A 24421-nucleotide genomic window follows, 5' to 3' on the forward strand; every position below is an offset into this window, starting at 1 on the left:
GATGTAACTGAGTGCGTCAGCATCAGTTAACAGCCAAATTAATGGTTCAAACTTATTAATGATTGACGTTAGCCCATCCATCAAAATGAAGTTTACAAGATGCAGCTTAATGGCACAGCCAGTTTGTTGCTATTTGAAACTCAGTAATGAACGTCAGTACAAAGCAATGTGGATTGCTACTTTTTCTTGAATTGGATTAGCCAAGCCATCAATCTTCTTAAATTAAAATAAGAAAATAATGATCGACAACCAAGGCTAAAAATATCAACATCAAATATAAAATCGAATACTTAAATGTCGTTTTAGATAGCGCATCAGAGTACTCTCTGTAAAGACTGACAGCATAGTAAACAAATATGCCGTTAAGTAATATCGTTGAAACCAAATAAATCATACCACTCATCCGCATTGCAAATGGGATTAAGGTCACAGCAACTAATATGATGGTATATAACAAAATGTGTAGCCTAGTAAACATTTCTCCATGTGTCACTGGCAACATTGGTAATCCAGACTTTGCGTATTCATCACGTCGATAAAGCGCTAATGCCCAAAAGTGCGGCGGCGTCCAAGCAAAAATAATTAACACTAATATCCAAGCTTCTGCTGAGACAACGCCCGTTACGGCAGCCCATCCTAAAGCAGGCGGCATAGCCCCAGACAACCCGCCAATGACAATATTGAGTGGCGTTGCAGGCTTCAGAAAAATGGTGTAAATCACAGCGTAACCAACAAAGGTAGCAAAAGTCAGCCACATTGTTAATGCATTCACAAAAACATATAAGATACTCAAGCCTATTAATGCAACTACTGTTGCAAATATGAAGGTTTGCTTGGAATTGATTTGACCAGTCGGCAATGGACGGCCTCTGGTACGCGCCATTTTTGCATCGATTTTTTGCTCAACCAGATGATTAAAAGCTGCCGCCGCCCCTGATGCCATTGCAATACCTATCGTTGCAGGGATTAAAATACTTAATGGCACCATATCTGGCGTGGCCAAGAACATACCAATGATTGCGGTGAATACAATCAAAGCGCTTACACGCGGTTTACACAACGCAAAAAAACTACTTAATTCAGCTTTTGCCCCGAACTGGTTTATCCCTGTTGTTGCACTCATTCAATAACCTTACATTTATCTAATTTTTTATTAATCATTAATGACGTAACTCAGTCATTTTGGAGTTTAACACAATCAGTGTAATCAGTAGCAATGCTGCTACCATATTGTGCGCCACAGCCAAAACAATGGGTAAATGTAGAACTAAATTAGCAATGCCAAGCACTATTTGGGTAATCAATAAAACCAGCATCACTTTTGTCAATCGGCTCAGTTGATGTTGGCGCATTAATACTAAACCGAGTGTACCTAAATACAAAAAGGTAATCAGTGCACCAATACGGTGAATCCATTGAATAGCAACATAAGCGGATAAGTTTAATGGGTTGCCATCAACATTTTCGCCTAGCTCTCTAAACCAATGGAATGCGTTCTTAAAATCCATCTCTGGCACCCAAAGACCATGACAGGTAGGAAAATCTGTACATGCCAATGCTGCATAGTTGGTACTTGTCCAGCCACCCAGAAATATTTGCATGAATAAAATAATAACAGCAAAACGCGTAAAAAATCTTGTACGCGCATTGGTTAAAAAGCCAGCAGAAGATACGCCCCAATGTCTATGTGTAATCCAAGTCAAAATAGCCAGTGTCGACATTCCACCCATCAAATGCATGGTGACAATTGCTGGTTTTAATAACATAGTCACTGTCCACATGCCCAACATTGCTTGAAAGCCCACAATTACCACAAGCGCAGTTGGCAACCATGGTGAAACACGAATTTGTGCTTTCTCGCGCCACGCTTGTATAAAGACTGCAATGACAAACAATCCCAAGATACCGGCCAAGTAGCGGTGTATCATTTCTTTCCAAGCTTTATCATTTTCAACTGGCGATTCAGGATAGGTAGCATGTGCGTACGCAAGCGCCTCACTACTCTGTGGTACCGTTAAAGTACCATAACACCCCGGCCAATCTGGGCAACCCAATCCCGCATCGGAAAGACGCACATACGCCCCCAAAACAACAACACATAATGTTAAAACAGTTGCAATATAAGCTAGCTTTTTAAACACGTTATCCACTCCATGAATTTTTTAACAATCGAACCAAATCACTACGAAGCGCTTTTGGTTGTAGGTCTTCTGAATAGTCCATCATCAAATTATTGAGAGGATCAACCAAATAAACACTGCCAATTGGCGCTGCATCTTTAAAGTCATTAATAAACTGTTGCTCATTACTCGCACTAAGTATAACCAGCTGAGGAAATTGATCTTGCAACTCTTTTACGCCGGCTAAATCAATAGTGCCGGTTAATAATAATATTCGCTGAATACGGTCAGCCTCTTTGGGCAATGTTCGATATACGCGATCTATTTTATCGATATTGTTTCTGCATGATTCAGCGCAACTATATTCATCAATCATCACTATATTCCATATTTTGGACCAATCATTGGATGAAAATCGTCTATCTTGTAGCACGCTGTCTAACACAGGAATCGTTAGGCTCACCGGCGGTGTGATTAAATGACCAAAGCTTTTACCGCCAGGACGAATATCTAGCAAATGCAATACGGCCGCAATGCTAAAAGGTAGTAAAAAAATTGCGGCTAACATCAGCAGTGTTTTTTTACCTCTCCCTTGTTTTTTTACAGATGAAAGATTATTGATTTCACTCATTGTTTTCGACTTCCTTTTTAACGCGTTTAATATTTAATACGATATAGATAACAAAAAAAGTTAGTGCAAATCCAAACCATTGATAGGCATAGCCTAAATGCACAGTAATCCGACTTTTAGGCACAGGCCAATCCCTTACAAATCCCCCAGCAGCATCGCCTGGCGCCAATCGAACAATATAAGGATAAACATTAAAAGGAACCAAAGTTTGATACCTTTGCATATCAATATGTTGCCACAGCGATTGCCATTCACCTTCTTTTTGTTCTGTAGACTCAAGTGTAAATACTTTTGCCAATGGAAAAAACAAGTCACCTATAAACACTTGCTCATCGTCAGGCGTTGCTATCTGCGGCAAGGATCTATTGGGATTGCCAGCAAGCCAGCCTCTATTGACTAAAACATAGCGTTCTTGGTCATCTAGCTTGACTGGGGTAATCACTTGATAGCCGGCTTTATTCTGATGAACACGATTATCTAGAATAATTTGATACTCAGGCATGTATGTACCTTTAAAACGCACTCGTTTGTATCGCCATACGTCCTTATCATCAATCACAGATGGAAGTTCGACTGGCATTGTTGCCTTTCCATCGTCAATTTTCTGCTGCGCTTTAATCGTATCTTGTGCCTTGTTATATTGCCAAAAGCCCAAACGCACACACAAAGCCATTACAACTATCGTCGCTAAAGTCATCAACAACTTAGGCTTAAAGTAATAGTTATTCATCAGTGTAAACTTATATACGCTTTAATAGAACGATTGCAAACAGACCCCATAGGCAGCATAATCTTATGAAACATTTGGAGAGTAATCATGTTATTTAAAATCATTGTCATTAGTATGCTGTTATTGATTGGCTATAGTTTGTTTAATGCGCTTTTTTACATGATGAAAGGGGAAAAACACGATACTAAGATGATTAAGTCACTTACTTGGCGCGTAGCATTATCAATCTTTTTATTCTCACTTCTCATACTCGGCCTGTACACAGGCGTTATCGTTAGAGCATAAAAATAATGTCAATTTCATTGTAACGGCCTCAGTAAACCCTAATTCAATTCGTCATTTGACTGATAAAAGGCATAAGACAAAGTCACTGTTTTAATATCTTTAGGTAAATCTGGACTCACAAAAAAGCGGATGGGCATATCTTTAGCTTCTCCAGGCTGTAATGTTTGTTTATTAAAACAAAAGCATTCAATCTTTTTAAAATATAGAGCAGCCACTTCGGGAGAAACACTGGGCACAGCACTACCAACAACTGCCTGTGAGCCATTATTGATGGCTTGATAAGAGGTCAATCTAATTTCTCCAGGGTGCACCGTCATGGTGGATTCATTTGCTGCAAAATGCCAATCTAATCCAGGCATCGTGGTGCCCGTAAAGATAACAGTAACATTACGCGACTCATCAATTGCCATCGCATCATCATTATCAGTGGCTGTAGTATCTGCACGGCCGTTAAGTCCAATGGCTTTACATACCACATCGTACAGGGGGGCAATGGCAAAACCAAAAGCCAGTCCTGCGACAACAATCATTATTAATCTAACTGCAAGGTGCTTATTACTCGTTTTTGTGTTTTCTTTTATCATCACACTTATTGCATTCCTGCGCCCATGTAAAAAGAGAGTGCAAACATGGCAAGTGCAATCAGCCCAATTACCAAACCAATGATTTTACTAACCCGCGCGCGTTTTTTCTCATCAACCATTTTTCTACCCAACATTTATCAGTATTTCATTTCAAAGTAATATAGACATAACAATGATTACGATAGTTCTCATCACATCTTTATGTAAAAAATAACGCCACTGGCGACAGCACCAAGTGGCGTTATTTGTGTATGTAAATTTAAATTATAGCCAGTACACAAATACAAACAAAAACAACCAAACCACATCAACGAAATGCCAATACCAAGCAACGGCTTCGAAACCAAAATGATTGTGTGAGCTGAAATGGCCCTTCAATATTCTAAAAAGAATCACTGCCAGCATAATTGTACCCATTGCCACATGTAAACCATGGAAGCCGGTGAACAGATAAAATGTTGATCCGTAGATACCAGAGTCCATTGTAAAAGCAGCTTCTGCATACTCATGTGCTTGCAAATATAAGAAAATTGAGCCCAATGCAATAGTCAGAATCAAACCAATCGTCACTTGTTTACGATTGTCTTTCATTAAACCCCAATGTGCGTAAGTCAATGTAGCGCCTGACACAAGCAAGATTAAGGTATTAATGGCTGGCAATCCCCATGGACCCATTGCCTCAAGCGCTTGGGTTGCCGCTGGACCAGAGGTTGGCCATGTTGCTACAAAATCTGGCCAAACTAAGGTGGAATCGCTTATCCACTCTAGTGCAAATGTACGAATGTAGAACAACGCTCCAAAGAAACCAGCAAAAAACATGACTTCTGAGAAAATGAACCAACCCATGCTCCAGCGGAAAGAGATGTCAACTTGATTATTATAAAAGCCAGAAACACTTTCTTTAATGACATCTCTAAACCAGCCGTACAGCAAGTATACAAACACCAAAACACCTGCAATCAACACATAGTCACCCGTTGCGACATTATTCATTTGCATCGCAAACCCACCTGCCATTAAGAATAATGCAATTGAAGCAATTAACGGCCAGAGCGAAGGTGCTGGCAGGTAATAATTATTAGTATTCTGACTCATTTTATCTCCCTATCTCTATCTCTAATGATCTCAAACAGCGCAATTATTTTACTGTAGGAGGTATTTCAAACGTATGGAACGGCGCTGGTGATGGCACTGTCCACTCAAGGCCTTCAGCACTTTCCCATGGGCTAGCACTGGCTTTTTGCCCGCCTTTAATACATTTAATCACAACATACAAGAACAGTAGCTGGCTAATACCTAATGCAAATGCACCAATCGATGAAATCATATTAAATTCAGCAAACTGTAAGGCATAGTCAGGAATACGACGTGGCATACCAGCTAAACCTGTAAAATGCATAGGGAAGAATGTGATATTAAAAGCAATAGTTGTTAACCAAAAGTGCCATTTACCTAGTGTTTCGTCATACATATAACCTGTCCATTTTGGCAACCAATAATAAACAGCGCCCATGATCGACATAGCAGCACCAGAAAATAAGACATAATGGAAATGCGCAACAACGTAGTAAGTATCTTGGACTTGAATATCAACAGGTAAAATTGAACAAACTAATCCACTAAAACCACCCAGTGTGAATAAGAATACAACCGCAATTGAAAACAACATTGGTGTTTCAAAAGTCATTGACCCTCTCCACATTGTTGCAACCCAGTTAAACACTTTTACGCCAGTTGGAATTGAAATCAACATGGTGCTATACATAAAGAATAACTGACCTGCTACTGGCATACCAGTGGTAAACATATGGTGCGCCCATACCACAAAAGAAAGCAAAGCAATAGCTGCTGTTGCATACACCATTGAGGCATAACCAAATAGTGGCTTACGTGCAAACGTAGGAATAATCGTTGAAATTAAACCAAAAGCCGGCAAAATCATAATATACACTTCTGGGTGCCCGAAGAACCAGAATACATGTTGGAACAATACTGGATCACCACCACCTGCAGCATCAAAGAAAGAGGTGCCAAAGTGACGATCAGTTAATAACATAGTCAACGCACCTGCTAGAACTGGCATTGAAGCAATCAATAAGAAAGCAGTAATTAACCATGTCCATACAAACAATGGCATTTTCATCAATGTCATGCCAGGCGCGCGCATGTTTAAGATGGTAGTAATAATGTTAATAGAACCAACAATGGATGAAACACCAAGAATGTGCAATGCCAATATTGACATATCAACACCCATAGAAGGATTTTGCACAGACAAAGGTGGATACATTGTCCAACCACCCGCCATCGCACCACCAGGCACAAAGATAGAGCCAACAAGCAGAATGGCGGCTGGTATCATCAACCAAAAACTCATATTATTTAATCTTGGAAACGCCAAGTCAGATGTACCAATCATCAATGGAATCATCCAGTTAGCAAAGCCAACAAATGCAGGCATAATCGCACCAAAAATCATAATCAGTCCGTGCAATGTTGTCAGCCTATTAAAGTTTTCTGGCTCTAAAAATTGCAATCCCGGCTGAAATAGTTCAGCACGAATACCCAATGCCAATGCCCCTGCAAACAAGAACATAAAGAAGCTAAACCAAAGATATAGCGTTCCAATGTCCTTGTGATTCGTTGATGCAACCCAGCGCATTATGCCAGTTGGATGAGCGTGATCATCGTGATGTGTTGCAGTAGTTGTACTCATCAGTTTCTCCTAAAAACTAAAGCTTAATTCTGTTATTTCTAAAAAATTAAAATGATACCTAGTCTATATTACCGTGCTGCTTTAACTGCTGATGGCTGAATAAAATCACCCGTACTATTACCCAAAGCATTACGCTCATAAGCAATCACTGCAGCAATATCAACATCATTCAGTACATCTTTCCAAGCTGGCATGATGTTCTTACCATTCAAAATAATATCCAAATGGCCTTCCAATGGCCCTGTTGCAATAGCACTACCTGTCATTGCTGGAAATGCTGGCGGAATACCGGCACCAGTAGCACCATGACAAACAGAACAGTTTCTATCATAAACTGCTTTACCTGCAGCAACCAAATCATCCATAGCCCACTCTTTGTCGGCGCCGGCATTTGCTGATGCAGCAGCCTCTTGTTGCGAGGCAACCCAAGTTAGGTACTCAGCTTCTGGTTTCGCCTCTACTACAATTGGCATATAACCATGCGCTTTACCGCAAAGCTCAGCACATTGACCACGATATACCCCAGGTTGTTCAACACGAATCCAAACTTCTTTTACAAAACCTGGAATAGCATCTTGCTTAACACCAAACTCTGGAATCCACCACGCATGATTCACATCTTGTGATGTAATGAGTAATTTAACTTTTTTACCCACTGGAACAACCATTGGATTATCAACTTCCAATAAGTAGTTTTCGCCTTTTTCAGCTTTGTTGTGAATCTGATCTTCTGGTGTAGATAAGGTGCTAATAAATTTAAGATCTTGGTCTAAATAGTCATAAGCCCATTTCCACTGTGAGCCTGTTACTTTAATACTCATGTCTTCAGCACTGGTATCTTTCATTGCAAGAATTGTTTTAGTTGCAGGATATGCCATACAAACCAAAATAATGACTGGAATAATAGTCCAAATCACTTCAAGCCAATGATTTTCATGGAACTGTGCTGCTTTGTGACCAACTGATTTACGATGCTTAACGATCGAGTAAAACATCAAACTAAAAACTACAACAAATATGGCAACACAAACCCACAAAATAAGCATATGTAGATCATATATCTGACCCGCTATCTCAGTTGCTGGTGTTTTTAAATTTAATCCATATGCAGCATTGGAATTGACAGCAAACAATGATAAAAATGTAGCCAATAAAGAGAGAATTGTTCTCTTGTTCATAACTGAATCCACCTCAAAAAAAATGTGAACGACTTAATAATAAAGGTAAAAATAAACAATGCCTTTTACCACATACCCTGCTAACAACTAACTTGCCATCACAAATAATGTGACCTATTTTATTTTTTACTTTCAATATTTTGATTTAAATCAAGTACTGATTACACGCATTGTGCCAAATTCAAAATTTCGCTTAATTTAGCACACGCGCTTGTGCTAATCAAGAAAAATGTAACAATATAGTTACATTATTTTACGAATATCGGGATAGTTCGCCAGCCATCTGGTTAACATGGAAATGTTGAATTTATGCTAGCGAAAATAGTATAAAAGCGGCATACAATAATCATAAATAACGTCAAAAGTCTTTACTGAGCGCAGCCATAAACTTTTATTTCATCCGTTCAAAAATATAGTTGTTTATAACGGCAGTATTAGCCTCACACGTGTTCCAAACTGATCAGAGTCCCACTTAATGTTTCCCCGAATTGCTGCAGCACGATTGATTTGTCCAGACAACCCTTTTCCTTTACCGCTTAAGACTTTTTGCACATCAAAACCTTGCCCATTATCGGCAACCGTAATATGGACACAACCACCTTTAACGCTAGTGGAAATACAAACTTCAGAGGAATTGGTATGTTTAATTACATTAGCAATAGCCTCTTGAAGTATGCGTAAAATGTGCAATGCACTTTGTGAATCAAGCCAATCGAGAGTGGGTATATGTTGAACGCGCCACACCAGTGAAATGCCCGCGGCCTTAAGACGCGGTTCTAAACGGAAGGGCAAAGTTCGCAATAATGGTACAGAAGCCTTGAGCTTCATTAAGGTTGGAGTCGAATATCTAGATAAAAATGGAACAATTCTTGATACAGATTATACCTTTGTAGTATCAGGTGAAAACTTACAACCAACGGCTGCAAAATCTTTCAGCATAATGACCAAACGTGACCCCAAAATGACCAATTTCCGTTATCACATAATTAAGAATTGAGTTGCTTATATATTCAAGATTCAACAGCAAAAGTCGTTTTAAACGACTTTCACAACCAAAGCTAATCCGTCGCTTTACTGGACGCTTTAATTTAAATAATATGCCTAGAATAAGCGTAGAATTAGAAAACTGGTTATAAGTAAAATCTGATCATGTGCTAAGAATCGAAGAGATATGTCAAAAAAAGATTTAGAAACGCTAATGACTGCTGGGCTAATCATTTTATTGATTGGCGTGATAGCACTTGTGGCGACTTTATTTATGGATACTTCAGTTAGCGTGAACGCTGATACAAGAGTTCACAATATCGGTTTGATGCAAAGACAACAGAATTTTTTAATCATTTCTGGATTATCAATTTTCATAGGTATTTCGTTGGCAATTTTTAGTTTCATCAACTCCACATCACCAGAAAATACTAAGAAATGCCCCTATTGTGCTGAATTGATAAACGAAGATGCAATCAAGTGTAAACATTGCGGCAGTAATTTACATATGCATTCGAGATCGATAAAACCTGAAGAACTTAGTGCTGATGAGCTGAACAAATTAATTGAAAAATTAGAATCAAATAATCAACAAAAAGATCGTGGTTAGTAATCTGGGCAAATTTCTTAAATATTGCGAAAACTTTAGTTAACTCAGTAACAAACTCCTGTTTACCAACCATATCCCCAAGATCAAAGATTAGCTTCGCAAGCTATAGCCAGCCAACACTAAAATTTTTGAACAAAAGGAAAATAATAAAAGTCGTTTAAAAGAGTTTTCTAGCCTAAAACCTACGCCCACTAAAATCATGCGCTTTTATTACTAAGGGGCCAATTATTTACGGTGAATAAAAAAGTGTTGAGTAAAGTGCGCAGACATAAAAAAAGCACTAACTTTTCGTTAAGTGCTTGTTTTACTTGGTGCCGGGAGAGAGAATCGAACTCTCACGCTGTTACCAGCGCGGGATTTTGAGTCCCGTGCGTCTACCAATTCCGCCATCCCGGCTTATTCGTATTATACATTGCTGTATAATCGTGACGGCGCAATTATAACAAGCTCTTATCAATTACGAAATCAAATATTCACAATTAAATCATATTTATGAAAACTGAAGATTTTAACTTTAAATTACCCAAACACTTAATCGCGCAGCATCCGCCGGCACAGCGTAGTGCTAGTCGTTTGCTTTACTTAAATAGCGATTCTGACAAACTAATTGACAGTGTTTTTTTAGATTTACCCCATTACTTATCCAAAGGTGATCTGTTAATTTTTAACGACACCCGTGTCATGAAGGCGCGATTATTTGGACAAAAAGTGACAGGTGGTAATGTCGAGTTACTGGTCGAACGCATTTTAGATGATCATCACGCATACGCTTTAATTCGTGCTTCGCGCAGCCCAAAAGCTGGCGCCAAACTAATATTAGCTAATGCAATTGAGGTTGAGGTGCTGGGGCGTGATGATGATTTATTCCATCTAAAATTTCTGTCCCAAACACCTGTTTTAGATTTATTAGAAACATTTGGCAGTTTGCCTTTACCGCCTTATATTACGCATGAGGCCACTAGCACAGATGAAACCCGTTACCAAACCGTTTATGCGAAGCATGCAGGCGCGGTTGCTGCACCCACCGCTGGTTTGCACTTTGATGACGAGATGATTAACCAGCTGCAAAACAGTGGAGTCAATATTGCTTACATTACGCTTCACGTCGGCGCGGGTACTTTTAAACCAGTCAATGTTGATAACATTGCTGAACATAAAATGCATAGCGAGGTCTATCACATTCCAGAGACGACTGTGCAGGGTATCGAACAAGCGAGAATGTCTGGTAAAAAAGTGACTGCTGTTGGGACTACGGTGTTAAGAGCATTAGAAAGTGCGGCGCATGCTGGGCAATTAAATGCTGGTAGTCAAGAAACCAATATTTTCATTACGCCTGGCTTTGAGTTTAAAGTCGTTGATCGCTTGCTAACAAACTTTCATTTGCCTAAAAGTACTTTGCTGATGTTGGTGTCTGCTTTTGCTGGTTTTGAACCAATCAAAAAAGCCTATGCGCATGCAGTTGAAAAAGAATATCGTTTCTTTAGTTATGGCGATGCAATGTTATTAGAAAAGAAATCTTAAGATGACGGTGAGTCAGTATGAATAGTAGCAAAACAATTGGAGATGATTAAATTGAACCAACACCAACGTAAATTAAAAATAGGCACCTTGTTAATCAGCTTGTTTTTTGTCTGCTCTTTGCAGGCTGCTGTATTACCTGAGGCTAAGTTATTACTCAAAATACCGATGGCAAAAGCCCCCACAACACGCCCAATGACTGTCGCCTACCAGCCTGCCTTGATGCATTATTATGTGGCAGATGGTGGGTTGGCACCCATGGGTAGCGAGTGGGAGGCGCCGATATCCAAATCGCAAGTACATGCCTTTGACGCTGAAGGAAAGTATGTCAACTCTGCAAGCCCCGGCTACGATAATCGCTCTATTTATTACAATGCGAATACTGCTAATATTGAAACCATTACTTACAATATTTCAAGTGCGTTTGGTTTTGCCCCAAATACTGGTATGTACGCGCTGGATATATCAGAGACTGGCAAAATAAAAGACTCCTCTAAGGAAATCATACAATTTCATAAAGCGTTTGGTGATTCCTTCACCATGCCATCTTATGACGCTGAACATGATCGCTATTTTGCGAAACAGAGTCGCAGTAATAAAGTGCGTATTGTCAGCATCAAAGAGAGTGAACCATTGGGTGAAATTACATTAGATATCACAACGGCTGGTGCAAAATTTGACGATATTAGTGACAGCTTTATTGCTTACACTGGCGCAAAAGGTGAAGAGCTTGCCTTATTAGATTTGGACCATAAAGCCATCTTAATATTTGATTTATCTGGAAAGTTTGTTGCGAAAAGCACATTACCTGACACCATTAGCCTACGTGCAAAAAGTTATTACAATGGTCTTGGTTATGCAAATGACATGTTCTTTTTATACAACGAAAAAGAAGGTGAGTTTGGTACTTATCATGGTTACCAAGTCATTCAATAAGTCTGTGGCATCTATTAAAAAACCGCGCTATAGCGCGGTTTTTAGTTAAGGCAACATTATTTAGCTAATTTACCTGCTAATTTTCCCGAAGCCATAGCAAATAATGCACCCACAACAACTGACAAGGCGACAAGCAGTACTGGGTTTGTCAGATCTGGGCTTGTTACACTTCCTGCGCCGGCTGTTTGTAAGGCATAGCCTGCAGTAGCCGCATAGCCGTATACATTTGCAGGCACAACAGACAGCAAAGTGTTACCTGCGACAATGACTAATAAAAAGACTGTTGCAGCAACATAAATGGCAGGTCCAACTGCACCGGGCAAGCCTAATGGATTCATACCGACCAAAAATAAGGCGACCCCTGCGATGACTGCACCATAAATCATGCCTGCGATTGTCTTTTGTAATGCCGCGTTGTCTGCACCTGTATGGAAATAACATGCCCAAGCGATAAAACCAACCCAAACAAGTAATTCGGCATCTCCGTCACCCATACCGAAGGGTCCCAAAGCAATATAAGCCCATACACCACCAAGAACTGCGATACTTACTGCTAATGCTGTTAACTTCGACATACTCAACTCTCCCTGAAAAAATTACTTCTTAATAAAAAAATAATATGACGAGAACTGCTACCAATTGGTATCTGATGTCTTAGAAAATGCACCATTACAAATCCAATTGACAGTGCATGGTATGCCTATTTTGGTGCGATATGCAACTTTTTTGTTGATGTTAAATAATATTACAGCGATTTTATTGGCAAAATAACTATTTTTATCTTAACTCGATTTATCCAAATTACCTTTATAATCCCAGTACTTACGTTGTTTATCAATCACTAAATTGGGATATTTTTCACGTCCTAAACTACCATTATATCGGCCTAGCGCACGAAACAAATTCCCTCGTTCGATATCCAAATAATGCCTTAAAATGGTGCATCCATACCGTAAATTAAGTCGCAAATTAAATAAATTATGGTCAGAACTGCCTATTGATTGAACCCAAAACGGCATGACTTGCATATAACCGCGGGCGCCTGCACTTGAAACTGCATATTTTTTAAAGGCGCTTTCTACTTGTATTAACGCCAAAACCAACTGCGGATCTAAGCCCGCCCTTGTTGCCTCGTAATGCACTGAGATTAAGAAATCTTCTCTGTAAGCCTTATCGGGCAGCTTTTTTTGTAAGCGTTGTGACATTTCTGTCAGCCAAGCTTGTCCTTCCACCGGGTCTGCAAACATCAATCTAGGTGCAGCCACATCAGTCACCGACTTTTGCATCACCGCCTTAACACTGTTGGAAAGCGCTTCTTCTTTTTGCTCGCCCGCTTCAAGCTGCATTGCCCAAAACAACAGGCCTATTAACAACAATTGTTTAATCATACGCACCAAAAAATGGTCAGATTGTTATCCATTTAATTGCATCAATATATGCTGCTTAATCTCAGCTAAACTAAGATTTTCAGCCTCAGACTGTTGACGCGCCTTATATTCAACCTGCCCGTCAGCCAAGCCACGCTCACCCACCACAATGCGATGCGGAATACCCATCAAATCACTCTCTGCAAACATTACACCTGGACGCTCGGCACGGTCATCCAACAATACATCAATACCTGCTTGTAATAAATCCTGATAAAGCTGGTTGGAAGCTTCTTTTACTGCGTCACTTTTATGCAAGCCAATCGGGCAAATAACCACAGCAAATGGTGCCATACTCAGTGGAAATATAATGCCTTTATCATCATTACCCTGCTCAATGGCCGCACCAACAATACGTGACACACCAATGCCATAGCAACCCATTTGCATCACTTGGCTTTTACCCTCCTCATCGAGATACGTTGCATTCATTGCTTGTGAATACTTAGCCCCTAGCTGAAAAATATGTCCGACCTCAATCCCGCGGCAAAGTGAAAGTTTACCTTTACCATCCGGGCTGGCATCTCCTTCAACTACATTACGCACATCAGCAACAATCATTGGTTCGGGCAAATCACGTCCAAAATTAACGCCTGTTAAATGCATCTTAGGCTTATTCGCACCACAGACAAAATCACTCATGATTGCCACTGTTTTATCAGCAATCAATTTCACATTTTCCGCCACGCCTACTGGTCCGATAAAGCCTGGCGGACAGTTCAGATGCATACGAATCTCTTCTTCCGTTGCAAATCTAAAATCGTTTAAACCGGCAATTTTGGTTAATTTCACTTCGTTTAAATGATGATCGCCGCGTAACAATACCAAATAGAATTGTTTATCTGCCATTAACGCAATGGCTTTTACTGTGCGTTCTACGCCAATCTCCAACAGTTTGGCTACTTCTTCACAAGCGGTTTGTTTAGGCGTGTCAACTGTTTGCATGGGTTCAGTTGGTGTAGCACGTTCACCAATTGCAATGGCTTCCGCCAATTCCACATTAGCCGCATAATCGGAGTGTTCACAATACGCTAATCCATCTTCGCCACTATCCGCTAATACATGAAACTCTTGTGAGCCATCGCCACCAATGGCACCAGAATCTGCTTTTACCGCACGAAACTTTAAGCCCAAGCGGGTAAAAATATTGCTATAGGCTTGATGCATTTGATTGTAGGTATGCACTAAGGATTCTTGGCTGGCATGAAAAGAATAAGCATCTTTCATCAAAAACTCACGTGCGCGCATCACACCAAAACGTGGGCGAATTTCATCACGGAATTTAGTTTGAATTTGATAAAAATTGAGCGGTAACTGTTTGTAACTATTGATTTCTTTTCGTGCAATATCGGTAATCACTTCTTCGTGGGTTGGGCCAAAACAAAACTCGCGCTCATGTCGATCTTGTATCTTTAACATCTGCGGGCCAAATACCGACCAACGTCCTGTTTCTTCCCATAACTCTCTGGGTTGCACCGCTGGCATTAGCAATTCCAATGCGCCGGCCTTATTCATTTCATCACGCACAATCGCTTCGACTTTGCGCAGGACGCGCAAGCCTAATGGCATCCAACTATATAAGCCACTGCCCAGTCTTTTGATTAAGCCTGCACGCACCATCAACTGATGGCTGATTAGCTCCGCATCGGCTGGGGCTTCTTTTTGAGTCGAGATAAAAAATTGAGAGCTACGCATCATCTTGCCTATGGTTGAAAGTGGTGGATTTTAGCGCGAAACATCGTTTAAGTCAGCTAATAGCTTACGCTTAGTCTGCTATTTAACCCGTTAAAACTGAGCATATGCTAGCAGCACTATAAAATAAGTGGCTTATCTGGTAACTCATTTGTTTTACGCTGTATGGCTTTTTTACGATTATTTTTGATACTGTCTATGCCAAAGTGTTGTTCTAGCGCCTTACTTACTAACTGTAAGCCCTGCATCACGCCCTGCTCAAATTCGCCTCGCCGAAACATCACTTCCATTTCATGACAACTCATCTCCCATTGATCATAGCCAATATGCCGATCAATGCCCCGGTCTGCGACTATTTCAACATCGCGGTCAGCCAGCAACAAATAAATCAAAACCCCATTATTCTGTTCGGTATCCCATATATTGAGCAGCGAAAATAATTCAATAGCCCGATTTCTGGGCGTCTTTTTGGATAATATTTCATAAGGATGCAAACCCGCCTCCACCACAAAGCGAATTTCACCTGTGTGCTTGGACTCGCTAGCGGTAATTGCCGCTTCTATATGTTGCAAAGCTTGCGCAGAAAAATGCCTTTTTACCTGCCAAGGGTTGCTGAATAAATGTCTAAAAAATCGCATTGTATGTGTAAACATTACCAACTCCCCGAAGCGCCACCGCCACCAAAACCGCCACCCATGCCGCCGCCAAAACCACCGCCTAGCCCACCGCCTAATCCACCGCCAAAACCACCACCCATTGGGTAGCCACCATAACCATTAACACCGCGATTGCCCATCATGATGGTAAAGAAAAAAGCAATGACACCTAGCACGCCAGCACCTACGATTGATAGACCAACAAAGAAAACAATAGCGCCTACTAAGCCGCCATTTAATGCACTACCAAAAAATGTCCCAAATACAGCACGCAACATCATGCCTGAAATGAGTCCTCCAAATAACAACAGCGGCATCATGCCCTCTAATTGGTCAGTATTACCATGTTGCTTTGTTGGTGCAGGCAGTGGTTCACCATCAATCAAACCGATTAATTGATTGGTTGCCGCATCAATGCCGCCAGCAAAGTCACCTTGCTTAAAATAAGGTGTCATTATTTCACTAACAATGCGCTTGGCGTATAAATCCGTCACCGCACCTTCTAAGCCATAACCCACTTCAATCCGCATATTGCGATCATCTTTTGCAATCAAAACCAATATGCCATCGTCAATCATTTTACGGCCAACCTTCCATGCATCCACCACGCGAATGGCATATTGTTCAATGGCTTCTGGCTGTGTAGTTGGCACCAATAATACGGCTATTTGGCTGCCTTTCGTTTCTTGGTAATTGCTTAACTTTTCCGCAAGTTCAGATTGTTGAGAAGCGGATAATGTTTTGGTCAAATCTACTACATGCCCAGAAAATACGGGCACATCTACTAACGCTGCTAGCGTCAATTGCGACGCAAACAGGAAAGCCGCTAATAAGGTTGATAAACCTGCTTTAAAAGACAACGGTATTTGCCTATGCTTAACGATTAAAACTCAACTTTAGGTGGCGCTGAAATGGTTGCTTCATTTTCAACCGTAAATGATGGCTTTGTTTCATAGCCCATCATCATTGCAGTTAAATTGGTTGGAAAGCTTCGCACCACTACGTTATAGTTTTTAATAGTCTGAATGAAGCGATTACGCGCAACGGTTACCCGATTTTCAGTACCTTCCAATTGCGCTTGCAAGTCTCTAAACCCTTGATCCGCTTTCAAATTAGGATAATTCTCAGCAACCAACATAAGACGTGATAGCGCACTGGTCATTTGCCCTTGCGCTGCTTGAAACTTAGCCATCGCGGCCGGGTCATTGAGCAACGCTGGCGTCATTTGGATACTGCCAACACTCGCACGTGCATTGGTCACATCGGTCAATACTTCTTTCTCATGGGCCGCATAACCTTTAACCGTACTCACCAAATTAGGTACTAAATCAGCGCGGCGCTGGTACTGATTCAGCACCTCAGCCCAACTGGCTTTCGCTTCTTCATCTAAGGCTTGAAACTGATTATAGCCACAACCCGATAGTGTCAACAAAGCCATCACTACCACACATTTCTGAAATAGGTTTTTCATGGTTTTCCTTCAAAATAAGGGATGGTTAAACAAATGAACGCATTGCATACATCTATATTGTGCTTGTTGGAAGTATTACAAGTGAGCCAGGGTCAATCTTGCTAAACACAAGTCTTCCCAAGCATTTGCTTTGTCCTTGACATGTTGCAACAAGTCATCTGGCGCATAAGTCACAATCACTGGCATTTCGTTTAACCTATGCACTGCGCCACGTAATTTCACCAATGGTAAGTCAAGCGCTAATAGCTGTTGCGCCACCAATTCCCCCATCACTACCATCACCTTCGGCTTAAAATCTGCCATTGCTGTTAGTTGCGCTGCATTGATATCGTGCCCAATTTTCACCGCAATTGCTTTTAACATATTTTGGAGTAGCGTTTCTGCTTCGTCTTGATGCTGCTGTTTTAGTGCAAACAACCATTGACCATCTTCACTTACAATGAGCCTACATGTCAAACCTCGCGATACATGCGGTTCAGCTTGATGGTCTTGACGCGCCTGCTCAATCAATGGCGCTGAGGGCAAAATCTCTGTTTTTTTATCTGTGACAGGCGGATTACGCAATTGCCACACTGGCAATAATTCCAATTCACGTAAGATATCTTCACGGTTCATCATAATACCAATCCCATTAAAACGGCATCTTCTCGCCCTTTTTTGGCAGGATAATAGCCACGGCGTATACTCATTTCAACAAAGCCAACGTCTTCGTACAAAGTAATCGCGGCAATATTGCTCGCTCTTACTTCTAAAAACATGTTCAATGTATCAAGCGCTCGCGCACGGTCTATCATATGTGTTAACAGCATGCGACCTAAACCTTGCTGTTGATGCGGTTTAGCGACACTAATATTGAGTAAATGCGCTTCATCTAACACAATCATCATCAATGCATAGCCAACGACTTCGTCCTGTTGCGTCAACACCCAAGCGTCATGACGCGATTTCAGCGAATCATTAAAGTTGCCGCGCGTCCATGGATGAGAATAAATTGTTGGCTCAATATGCATCACGGCATCTAAATCAACCTCTTGCATCAACCTAAATGCATAGTTTGGTTTTAATACAGCACTCATAATCGCAAACCTTGCTCACGCTCTTTTGATGTTAATGCAACCCGGTTACGGATGTAAATCGGTTTCGCTTCGCTGGCGCAAACCGCCTCACCACGTGCAAATATTGGCAAAGCCAAGCGCAAAATCGCCTCTGCTTTTGGTGTCATTTCGGGCAAGGTGTTTACCAGCTGTTGTTGATATTGCTCTCGCAAACTTTCGCCATATACTTTCCAAGCAGTGCCCACGCCAACCCAATCACCACCTTCAACTGCAGGCACTTGTTGTGGTTTATAAACACCAGCCGCCTGCACTTCACACCACTCGCCATCTTCACGTATATAGACGGCATGATACACCTCTGCCATCCGCGCATCCGATGCCGCAATTACGCGTTCAGCACCGCTGGCTTCGGCCAATGCCATTAAAACATTCACACCAACGACAGGCAGATTGGCGCCAAAAGCCAAGCCCTGCGCCACTCCACACGCAATGCGCACACCAGTAAACGAGCCGGGGCCTGCACCAAAAGCAATGCCATCTAAATCGCTTAAATTTAACTTTGCTTTATCCAATAGCAATTGAATCTGCGGCAAAATCAATTGAGAAGCAGCTTGCCCTGCTTGAATATCAACTGTTTCAAGCTGTTCATCTATTTGTAAAGCAATCGACAACAATGCAGTCGAGGCATCAAAAGCCAATAATTTCATAGGTATTATTTTGACATTAAAACGGCATATCCGCTCTAAATAATCACTTCACTCATCAGCAATACGTCCTCGCAATGCTTTCACACGCCCACGCTGCGTTTTACTTTCTAATCGACGCTTCTGAGAACCATTAGTTGGCCGGGTCAAATATCGGGTTGGATGCACATGATTGGCCGCATTCACAATCGCATGTAAGCGCTTAATCGCTTCTTTTTTATTCGCCTCTTGCGTGCGAAATTGTTGTGCTTTAATGATGAGCACACCTGCAGACGTAATACGCTTATCTTTGCTACTCAATAGCCTTGCTTTTAAGGTATCGCTTAAACTGGAAGCAACAATATCAAACCGCAAATGAATCGCACTCGACACTTTATTGACATTCTGTCCACCAGCACCTTGCGCACGTACGGCAGTTAAAACATAGTCTGCTTCACCAATTTGCAACATCGCTAACGCTGCGCCTCATTAAAAAATGCTTCCACTTCTGCCAATACTTTTGTTCTTTTAAAAGGCGGCAAACTTTGCCAAATCCGTTTGCCATATGATTTAGTAATGAGTCGCGGATCGCAAATCATTAATACGCCTCTATCGGTTTCATCTCGGATTAAGCGGCCTGCGCCTTGTTTTAATGTGATGACAGAGTAGGGCAATTGGTATTCCATAAAAGCATTTTTGCCTTCTGTATTTAGCTTATCTATGCGCGCGGATAAGACTGGGTCATCCGGCGGGGCAAATGGTAGTTTGTCGATAATAACCACACTTAAGGCTTCACCACGCACATCCACACCCTCCCAAAAACTTTGCGAGCCGACAAGCACGGCATTGCCATGCGCACGGAATCGATCCAATAATTCTGTGCGCGTGCTGTCGCCCTGCAATAACAAAGGATATTCCATCCCGTTGTTAGCAAACGATTCTTTTAGTAATGCATAGATTTCTCGCATGGCACGTAACGATGTACATAGCATAAATGCACGGCCCTGGCTGGCTTGTATCACAGGCAATGCCGCCTCCGCAACCGCCGTTATATAATTTGGGCTATTCGGGTCGGGCATATTGGCAGGCGCATAGAGCAACGCCTGTTGCGCGTAATCGAATGGACTTTGCAAGTATAAAGTTTCTGCCTGCAATAACCCCATTTGCGCTTGATAGTGACTAAAATCACTTTTTACTGCCAAAGTGGCAGAGGTAAAAATCCAGGTACGTGGCTCGGCATTGAGTTGTTTACCAAAGCCATCAGCGATACTGAGGGGTGTGGCATGCAATTGCACTGATTGGGTAAATACTTCCACCCAACGCACTAAATTGCTATTTTCTGCTGTGTGCCAACGTTTCAATTGTATGAATAACGCTTCGCCACGTTGCCAACATTTTTCGAGCATTGGGTCACGTGCCGCTTGACTCTCTAACACCTTTGTTAACGAAACCAATTGTGTTTGCATCTGATTGTAAGCATCTTCGAATCCTTTCAACGCTAACGCTTTTTGGACAGGCATGCGCGCGCCTTCATAAGCAAAGATTAACCTAAAATCTTTGACCGCTTTTTCGAGTGGCGGCACAGCTTCACTCAAAGCAATACAATCTTTTGCTAAAGTAAGGTACGCTGAAGTGCTGTCGCGACATAATTCTAATAACTGATTAGTTGATACATCTTCGCCAAAAAACAAACCTGCAACTTCTGGCAATTGATGTGCCTCATCAAATATGACAGTATTGGCGCTAGGCAACAATTCAGCTACCCCTTCATCGCGCAACATCACATCAGCAAAAAATAAATGGTGATTGACCACCACCACATCAGCAGCCAATGCCTTTTTACGCGCTTCCATGACAAAACAATCTTTGTAAAAACCGCATTCTTGACCTAGGCAATTCTCACGGGTAGAGGTGACATTAGACCAAACTGTTGCGTTTTCTGGCACTGCAACCAATTCGCTTTTATCGCCCGTTTTACTATGTTCAGCAAAGCTTTTAATCAAGTGTATATATTTAGCATCTTCTCGCGAAGCAAATCGTCCATCTTGCTCTGCGCGCTCCAAATGATAATGACACACATAATTAGCCCGCCCTTTTAGCATGCTGACTGTGACTGGCACTTTGAGTGCATCGCGCACATTGGGTAAATCTCGATTAAACAATTGATCTTGCAAGGTTTTAGTACCGGTGGAAATAATTACTTTACCGCCAGAAAGTAAGGCAGGCACCAAATAAGCAAACGTTTTGCCAGTACCAGTTCCCGCTTCGGCGACCAGCTGTTTGTTTTGTGCGATGGCATCGGCAATCGCTTCTGCCATTGTTAACTGCTCAGCGCGCTCAGAATATCCGTTAATTGCCTTAGCCAACGGCCCTTGCGTAGCAAAAATATGGCTCAATACTGTATTGTGGTTGGCTTGCTCAGACATATCGTCAATTATCCCATGAATCGACTTTGATGCACGCAATGCAACAAATTGAATCAAATTAATCTCTTGATGGCTGGATGTCTTAAATAAGGTGCGACGGCTACTGGATTTTGGTTAAATTAAGGTATCATTACTGTGCTAACAAAAAAGGCACAAGCTTTAAGTGAATACGATGAAACGCTTTATTTTTTATATTTTTTTGACTGTAAGTTTGGCGCCACCAAACCTCGTCTTCGCTAATTTCAGTACAAAAAACATAGAAGGCGTTACGCTCACTTTTTTTGATGATGACAACTCAATTGGCGCCACGCAAACCCTATCGCAAAATGTACTCATACAGGCAATGAGCCTAGAAGGTAGCCGATATAAACTCGGCGGCAACTCACCTGAGACAGGATTTGACTGCAGCGGATTTGTAAACTACGTGTTCAATCAAGCAGCAAATGTCGAATTACCGCGCACGACAGGCGGCTTGAGCAGAGTTGGTCAGTCGGTAGCGCCAAATGAATTACAACCGGGTGATTTGGTTTTTTTCAATACAAGAAGCAGCGCCTATTCCCATGTTGGGATTTACATCGGTGATGGTGATTTTATTCACGCACCACGTGCAGGTAAAACAGTCACTATTGAAAATATGGCATCAGGTTATTGGCAACAGCACTTTAATGGCGCTAAACGCATAGACGCAATTGCAGCAAAGTAAAGATATCCATTATGAATCAGATCGTTTATCACTGTGGCCTAAGTCACGTTCTGGATCAACATTATCTCGTATCAGTTGCTTCAGCTCTTTTGACTCAGGAAAGCGTCCAGCCACTTTTCTATCAAACAACACCATCGCATTCAACCTCACGATAAAATTACCGCCGGTGCCAGGTACCAAAGCAACCGCTTGCAAATCCGCTTCAAACGTTGTCAACAGTTCCTGCGCTATCCAAGCGGCTCTTAATAACCATCGACATTGGGTACAGTATTCAATCTCAACATAATATCTATGATTCACTACATTCTCCTGTTAACCGTTTTTTGCAATCAAGCGATATAATGTATTTAAATTAACGGGAAAATGAAACTATTATATTATTCAGTATTCTTATACACTGATCATTATAAATTTCATCTTAATAACAAAGGCAATACATGCACGCAATATTTAAAAAATTTGGCCTAATCCTATCAGGTATCTTAATTGGTTTACTGATTAGTCTCAACTTAAGCGCGCTAGCTGAAAAAGTTGGCGGAACCGATCTACCCATCGATGATTTACGTATTTTTGCTGAAGTTTTTGGCAAGGTTAAAACTGACTATGTAGAATCTGTTGAAGATAAAAAGCTGATTGATGAAGCGCTATCTGGCATGCTACAAGGTTTAGATCCACATTCAGCCTATATGGATAAAGACGCCTATAAAGATTTACAAGCAGGTACGCAAGGTGAGTTTGGCGGCTTGGGTATTGAAGTGAGTATGGAAGATGGCCTGGTTAAAGTTGTAACGCCTATTGAAGACAGTCCAGCTTACAAAGTTGGTTTACAAGCTGGCGATTTGGTGATGAAGCTAGACGACAAGCAAGTAAGAGGCATGACATTAAACGATGCCGTTAAAATTATGCGTGGTGCACCAGGCACAAAAATCAACTTAACCATTTTGCGTAAAAATGTCGATAAACCACTGACATTCACGATTACACGAGACACCATCAAATCGCAAAGCGTCAAAAATAAATATTTAGAACAGGATTATGGTTATGTTCGCATTACACAATTCCAAGAGCACACAGGTGAAGATTTAGCTAAGGCATTGATATCATTGCAAAAAGAAAACAAGAAGCCACTCAAGGGTTTGGTATTAGATTTGCGCAATAATCCTGGTGGTCTATTAGATGCTGCCGTAGGAGTATCAGCAGCATTCTTGCCAAAAGACAAATTAGTTGTATATACGGAAGGCAGAATAGAAGATTCAAAAATGAATTTAACAGCCAATCCGAGAGATTATGCACGCCGTGGCAAATCAGATTATCTTAAAACAGTGCCTGAAGATTATAAAACAACGCCAATTGTTGTTTTGTTAAATGCAGGCTCTGCATCAGCATCTGAAATCGTTGCTGGCGCACTGCAAGACCATAAACGTGCAACCATTTTAGGTGTCACCAGTTTTGGTAAGGGCTCTGTACAAACCATTTTACCAATGAATAATGGCAGTGCAATTAAGCTCACAACTGCACGTTATTTCACACCAAATGGACGCTCTATCCAAGCAAAAGGTATTGAGCCCGATATTCAAGTTGGTGATGGTTCCGACGATTCATTAAAAGTACATGAAGCAGACTTAACGGGCCATTTATCCAATCCTAAAGATAGTTTACAAGATGGAGGTAACGTTAAACCGACTGACGAGGTAAGCAAACAAAAAGAAGAGGCAATGATAAAAGCCAAGGAAGAGAAATTTGCAGAGCCAAAAGGTCCTATTGAACCAGCGACTAAAGATGACTTTCAATTTGTACAAGCGATGAATGTATTAAAAGGACTGCCTGTTGAATCTATACCAAAAGAGAAAGAAAAATCAGCAGAGAATGCAGTAAATACCAAACAAACTGACAATAAAAAAACAGATAAAAAGTAACCTAATCACGTATTTAAAGCAAACCCTGTAGTGATAGCTGCTACAGGGTTTTTTGTTACAAAAAAACACATAAAATTAGTTGCTTTAATAACAATTTAAA

At 41.2% G+C, this 24421-nt stretch carries 28 protein-coding genes and 1 tRNA gene; 7 read left to right on the forward strand and 22 right to left on the reverse strand.

The window, feature by feature from the left end:
• Nucleotides 1–217: 217 nt before the first annotated feature.
• The 4 genes from KFB94_03165 to KFB94_03180 are packed head-to-tail and all read right to left on the reverse strand — an operon-like array spanning nucleotide 218 to nucleotide 3481.
• Nucleotides 218–1123 carry a heme o synthase gene (locus tag KFB94_03165; protein ID QVL46118.1) on the reverse strand — a complete coding sequence of 302 codons (906 nt, stop codon included), beginning with the start codon at nucleotides 1121–1123 and terminating at the stop codon, nucleotides 218–220.
• A gap of 37 nt (nucleotides 1124–1160) precedes the next feature.
• Nucleotides 1161–2141 (reverse strand): COX15/CtaA family protein, encoded by a 981-nt coding sequence (locus tag KFB94_03170; GenBank protein ID QVL46119.1) that lies wholly within the window; start codon nucleotides 2139–2141, stop codon nucleotides 1161–1163.
• A 1-nt stretch (nucleotide 2142) separates the two neighbouring features.
• Nucleotides 2143–2751, reverse strand: a complete 609-nt coding sequence (locus KFB94_03175; protein ID QVL46120.1) for a hypothetical protein — start codon at nucleotides 2749–2751, stop codon at nucleotides 2143–2145.
• Nucleotides 2744–3481, reverse strand: a complete 738-nt coding sequence (locus tag KFB94_03180; protein QVL46121.1) for an SURF1 family protein — start codon at nucleotides 3479–3481, stop codon at nucleotides 2744–2746. Before KFB94_03180 ends, KFB94_03175 begins: the two co-directional genes overlap by 8 nt.
• 87 nt (nucleotides 3482–3568) lie before the next feature.
• Between KFB94_03180 and KFB94_03185 the strand changes: the two genes are divergently transcribed.
• Complete coding sequence (locus KFB94_03185) at nucleotides 3569–3766, forward strand: twin transmembrane helix small protein (protein QVL46122.1); 198 nt, start codon at nucleotides 3569–3571, stop codon at nucleotides 3764–3766.
• 38 nt (nucleotides 3767–3804) lie between these two features.
• On the opposite strand, the gene KFB94_03190 is transcribed toward KFB94_03185, so the two are convergent.
• The 5 genes from KFB94_03190 to KFB94_03210 form a co-directional block, all read right to left on the reverse strand.
• Nucleotides 3805–4350: a cytochrome c oxidase assembly protein gene (locus KFB94_03190; GenBank protein ID QVL46123.1), complete on the reverse strand. Its 546-nt coding sequence runs from the start codon at nucleotides 4348–4350 to the stop codon at nucleotides 3805–3807.
• Nucleotides 4351–4614: 264 nt separating this feature from the next.
• Nucleotides 4615–5445, reverse strand: coding sequence for a cytochrome c oxidase subunit 3 (locus tag KFB94_03195; GenBank protein QVL46124.1), 831 nt, complete (start codon nucleotides 5443–5445; stop codon nucleotides 4615–4617).
• Between the two features lie 43 nt (nucleotides 5446–5488).
• The gene (gene ctaD / locus KFB94_03200; protein ID QVL46125.1) at nucleotides 5489–7066 is read right to left on the reverse strand and encodes a cytochrome c oxidase subunit I; all 1578 of its coding nucleotides are present in this window, start codon (nucleotides 7064–7066) and stop codon (nucleotides 5489–5491) included.
• A gap of 68 nt (nucleotides 7067–7134) precedes the next feature.
• Nucleotides 7135–8244 (reverse strand): cytochrome c oxidase subunit II, encoded by a 1110-nt coding sequence (coxB, locus tag KFB94_03205; protein QVL46126.1) that lies wholly within the window; start codon nucleotides 8242–8244, stop codon nucleotides 7135–7137.
• A gap of 420 nt (nucleotides 8245–8664) precedes the next feature.
• On the reverse strand, nucleotides 8665–9072 hold the full coding sequence (locus KFB94_03210; protein QVL46127.1) for a hypothetical protein: 408 nt from the start codon (nucleotides 9070–9072) through the stop codon (nucleotides 8665–8667).
• Here KFB94_03210 and KFB94_03215 point away from each other — a divergent pair.
• A complete protein-coding gene (locus tag KFB94_03215; GenBank protein QVL46128.1) occupies nucleotides 9062–9241 on the forward strand; it encodes a hypothetical protein in 180 nt (59 codons plus the stop codon). The two genes, KFB94_03210 and KFB94_03215, sit on opposite strands and share 11 nt — an antisense overlap.
• A 174-nt stretch (nucleotides 9242–9415) precedes the next feature.
• On the forward strand, nucleotides 9416–9838 hold the full coding sequence (locus KFB94_03220) for a zinc ribbon domain-containing protein (GenBank protein ID QVL46129.1): 423 nt from the start codon (nucleotides 9416–9418) through the stop codon (nucleotides 9836–9838).
• A 309-nt stretch (nucleotides 9839–10147) separates the two neighbouring features.
• On the opposite strand, the gene KFB94_03225 is transcribed toward KFB94_03220, so the two are convergent.
• A tRNA-Leu gene (locus KFB94_03225) sits at nucleotides 10148–10234 on the reverse strand.
• 96 nt (nucleotides 10235–10330) lie between these two features.
• On the opposite strand from KFB94_03225, the gene queA reads away from it, so the two are divergent.
• Both queA and KFB94_03235 read left to right on the forward strand, forming a co-directional pair.
• Entirely contained in the window at nucleotides 10331–11359 is a 1029-nt protein-coding gene (gene queA / locus KFB94_03230; GenBank protein ID QVL46130.1) for a tRNA preQ1(34) S-adenosylmethionine ribosyltransferase-isomerase QueA, read from the forward strand.
• A gap of 42 nt (nucleotides 11360–11401) precedes the next feature.
• Nucleotides 11402–12292 (forward strand): hypothetical protein, encoded by an 891-nt coding sequence (locus tag KFB94_03235; GenBank protein ID QVL46131.1) that lies wholly within the window; start codon nucleotides 11402–11404, stop codon nucleotides 12290–12292.
• A 56-nt stretch (nucleotides 12293–12348) separates the two neighbouring features.
• Here the strand turns inward: KFB94_03235 and KFB94_03240 are convergent, their stop codons facing one another.
• The 11 genes from KFB94_03240 to KFB94_03290 form a co-directional block, all read right to left on the reverse strand.
• On the reverse strand, nucleotides 12349–12867 hold the full coding sequence (locus tag KFB94_03240; GenBank protein ID QVL46132.1) for a DUF1097 domain-containing protein: 519 nt from the start codon (nucleotides 12865–12867) through the stop codon (nucleotides 12349–12351).
• Nucleotides 12868–13074: 207 nt separating this feature from the next.
• Nucleotides 13075–13680: a lytic transglycosylase domain-containing protein gene (locus tag KFB94_03245; GenBank protein QVL46133.1), complete on the reverse strand. Its 606-nt coding sequence runs from the start codon at nucleotides 13678–13680 to the stop codon at nucleotides 13075–13077.
• A 24-nt stretch (nucleotides 13681–13704) separates the two neighbouring features.
• Entirely contained in the window at nucleotides 13705–15414 is a 1710-nt protein-coding gene (locus KFB94_03250) for a proline--tRNA ligase (protein QVL46134.1), read from the reverse strand.
• A 116-nt stretch (nucleotides 15415–15530) separates the two neighbouring features.
• On the reverse strand, nucleotides 15531–16064 hold the full coding sequence (locus KFB94_03255; protein QVL46135.1) for a TPM domain-containing protein: 534 nt from the start codon (nucleotides 16062–16064) through the stop codon (nucleotides 15531–15533).
• On the reverse strand, nucleotides 16064–16933 hold the full coding sequence (locus tag KFB94_03260; protein QVL46553.1) for a TPM domain-containing protein: 870 nt from the start codon (nucleotides 16931–16933) through the stop codon (nucleotides 16064–16066). Before KFB94_03260 ends, KFB94_03255 begins: the two co-directional genes overlap by 1 nt.
• 17 nt (nucleotides 16934–16950) lie before the next feature.
• On the reverse strand, nucleotides 16951–17538 hold the full coding sequence (locus KFB94_03265) for a LemA family protein (GenBank protein ID QVL46136.1): 588 nt from the start codon (nucleotides 17536–17538) through the stop codon (nucleotides 16951–16953).
• A gap of 75 nt (nucleotides 17539–17613) precedes the next feature.
• Nucleotides 17614–18156 carry a hypothetical protein gene (locus KFB94_03270; protein ID QVL46137.1) on the reverse strand — a complete coding sequence of 181 codons (543 nt, stop codon included), beginning with the start codon at nucleotides 18154–18156 and terminating at the stop codon, nucleotides 17614–17616.
• A complete protein-coding gene (gene rimI, locus KFB94_03275; protein ID QVL46138.1) occupies nucleotides 18153–18614 on the reverse strand; it encodes a ribosomal protein S18-alanine N-acetyltransferase in 462 nt (153 codons plus the stop codon). The genes KFB94_03270 and rimI overlap by 4 nt, the downstream gene beginning before the upstream one ends.
• The gene (gene tsaB / locus KFB94_03280) at nucleotides 18611–19300 is read right to left on the reverse strand and encodes a tRNA (adenosine(37)-N6)-threonylcarbamoyltransferase complex dimerization subunit type 1 TsaB (protein QVL46139.1); all 690 of its coding nucleotides are present in this window, start codon (nucleotides 19298–19300) and stop codon (nucleotides 18611–18613) included. Before tsaB ends, rimI begins: the two co-directional genes overlap by 4 nt.
• Nucleotides 19301–19348: 48 nt before the next feature.
• Nucleotides 19349–19747, reverse strand: a complete 399-nt coding sequence (arfB, locus tag KFB94_03285) for an aminoacyl-tRNA hydrolase (GenBank protein QVL46140.1) — start codon at nucleotides 19745–19747, stop codon at nucleotides 19349–19351.
• 2 nt (nucleotides 19748–19749) lie between these two features.
• Nucleotides 19750–21702 carry an ATP-dependent DNA helicase gene (locus KFB94_03290; GenBank protein ID QVL46554.1) on the reverse strand — a complete coding sequence of 651 codons (1953 nt, stop codon included), beginning with the start codon at nucleotides 21700–21702 and terminating at the stop codon, nucleotides 19750–19752.
• Nucleotides 21703–21874: 172 nt separating this feature from the next.
• Here KFB94_03290 and KFB94_03295 point away from each other — a divergent pair, with 172 nt between their 5' ends.
• Entirely contained in the window at nucleotides 21875–22405 is a 531-nt protein-coding gene (locus KFB94_03295) for a C40 family peptidase (protein ID QVL46141.1), read from the forward strand.
• 9 nt (nucleotides 22406–22414) lie between these two features.
• Here the strand turns inward: KFB94_03295 and KFB94_03300 are convergent, their stop codons facing one another.
• Nucleotides 22415–22705, reverse strand: a complete 291-nt coding sequence (locus KFB94_03300) for a SelT/SelW/SelH family protein (protein QVL46142.1) — start codon at nucleotides 22703–22705, stop codon at nucleotides 22415–22417.
• 137 nt (nucleotides 22706–22842) lie between these two features.
• On the opposite strand from KFB94_03300, the gene KFB94_03305 reads away from it, so the two are divergent.
• Complete coding sequence (locus tag KFB94_03305) at nucleotides 22843–24321, forward strand: S41 family peptidase (GenBank protein ID QVL46143.1); 1479 nt, start codon at nucleotides 22843–22845, stop codon at nucleotides 24319–24321.
• Nucleotides 24322–24421: the final 100 nt, after the last annotated feature.

It is taken from the genome of Methylophilaceae bacterium (genome assembly GCA_018398995.1).
Lineage (GTDB): Bacteria > Pseudomonadota > Gammaproteobacteria > Burkholderiales > Methylophilaceae.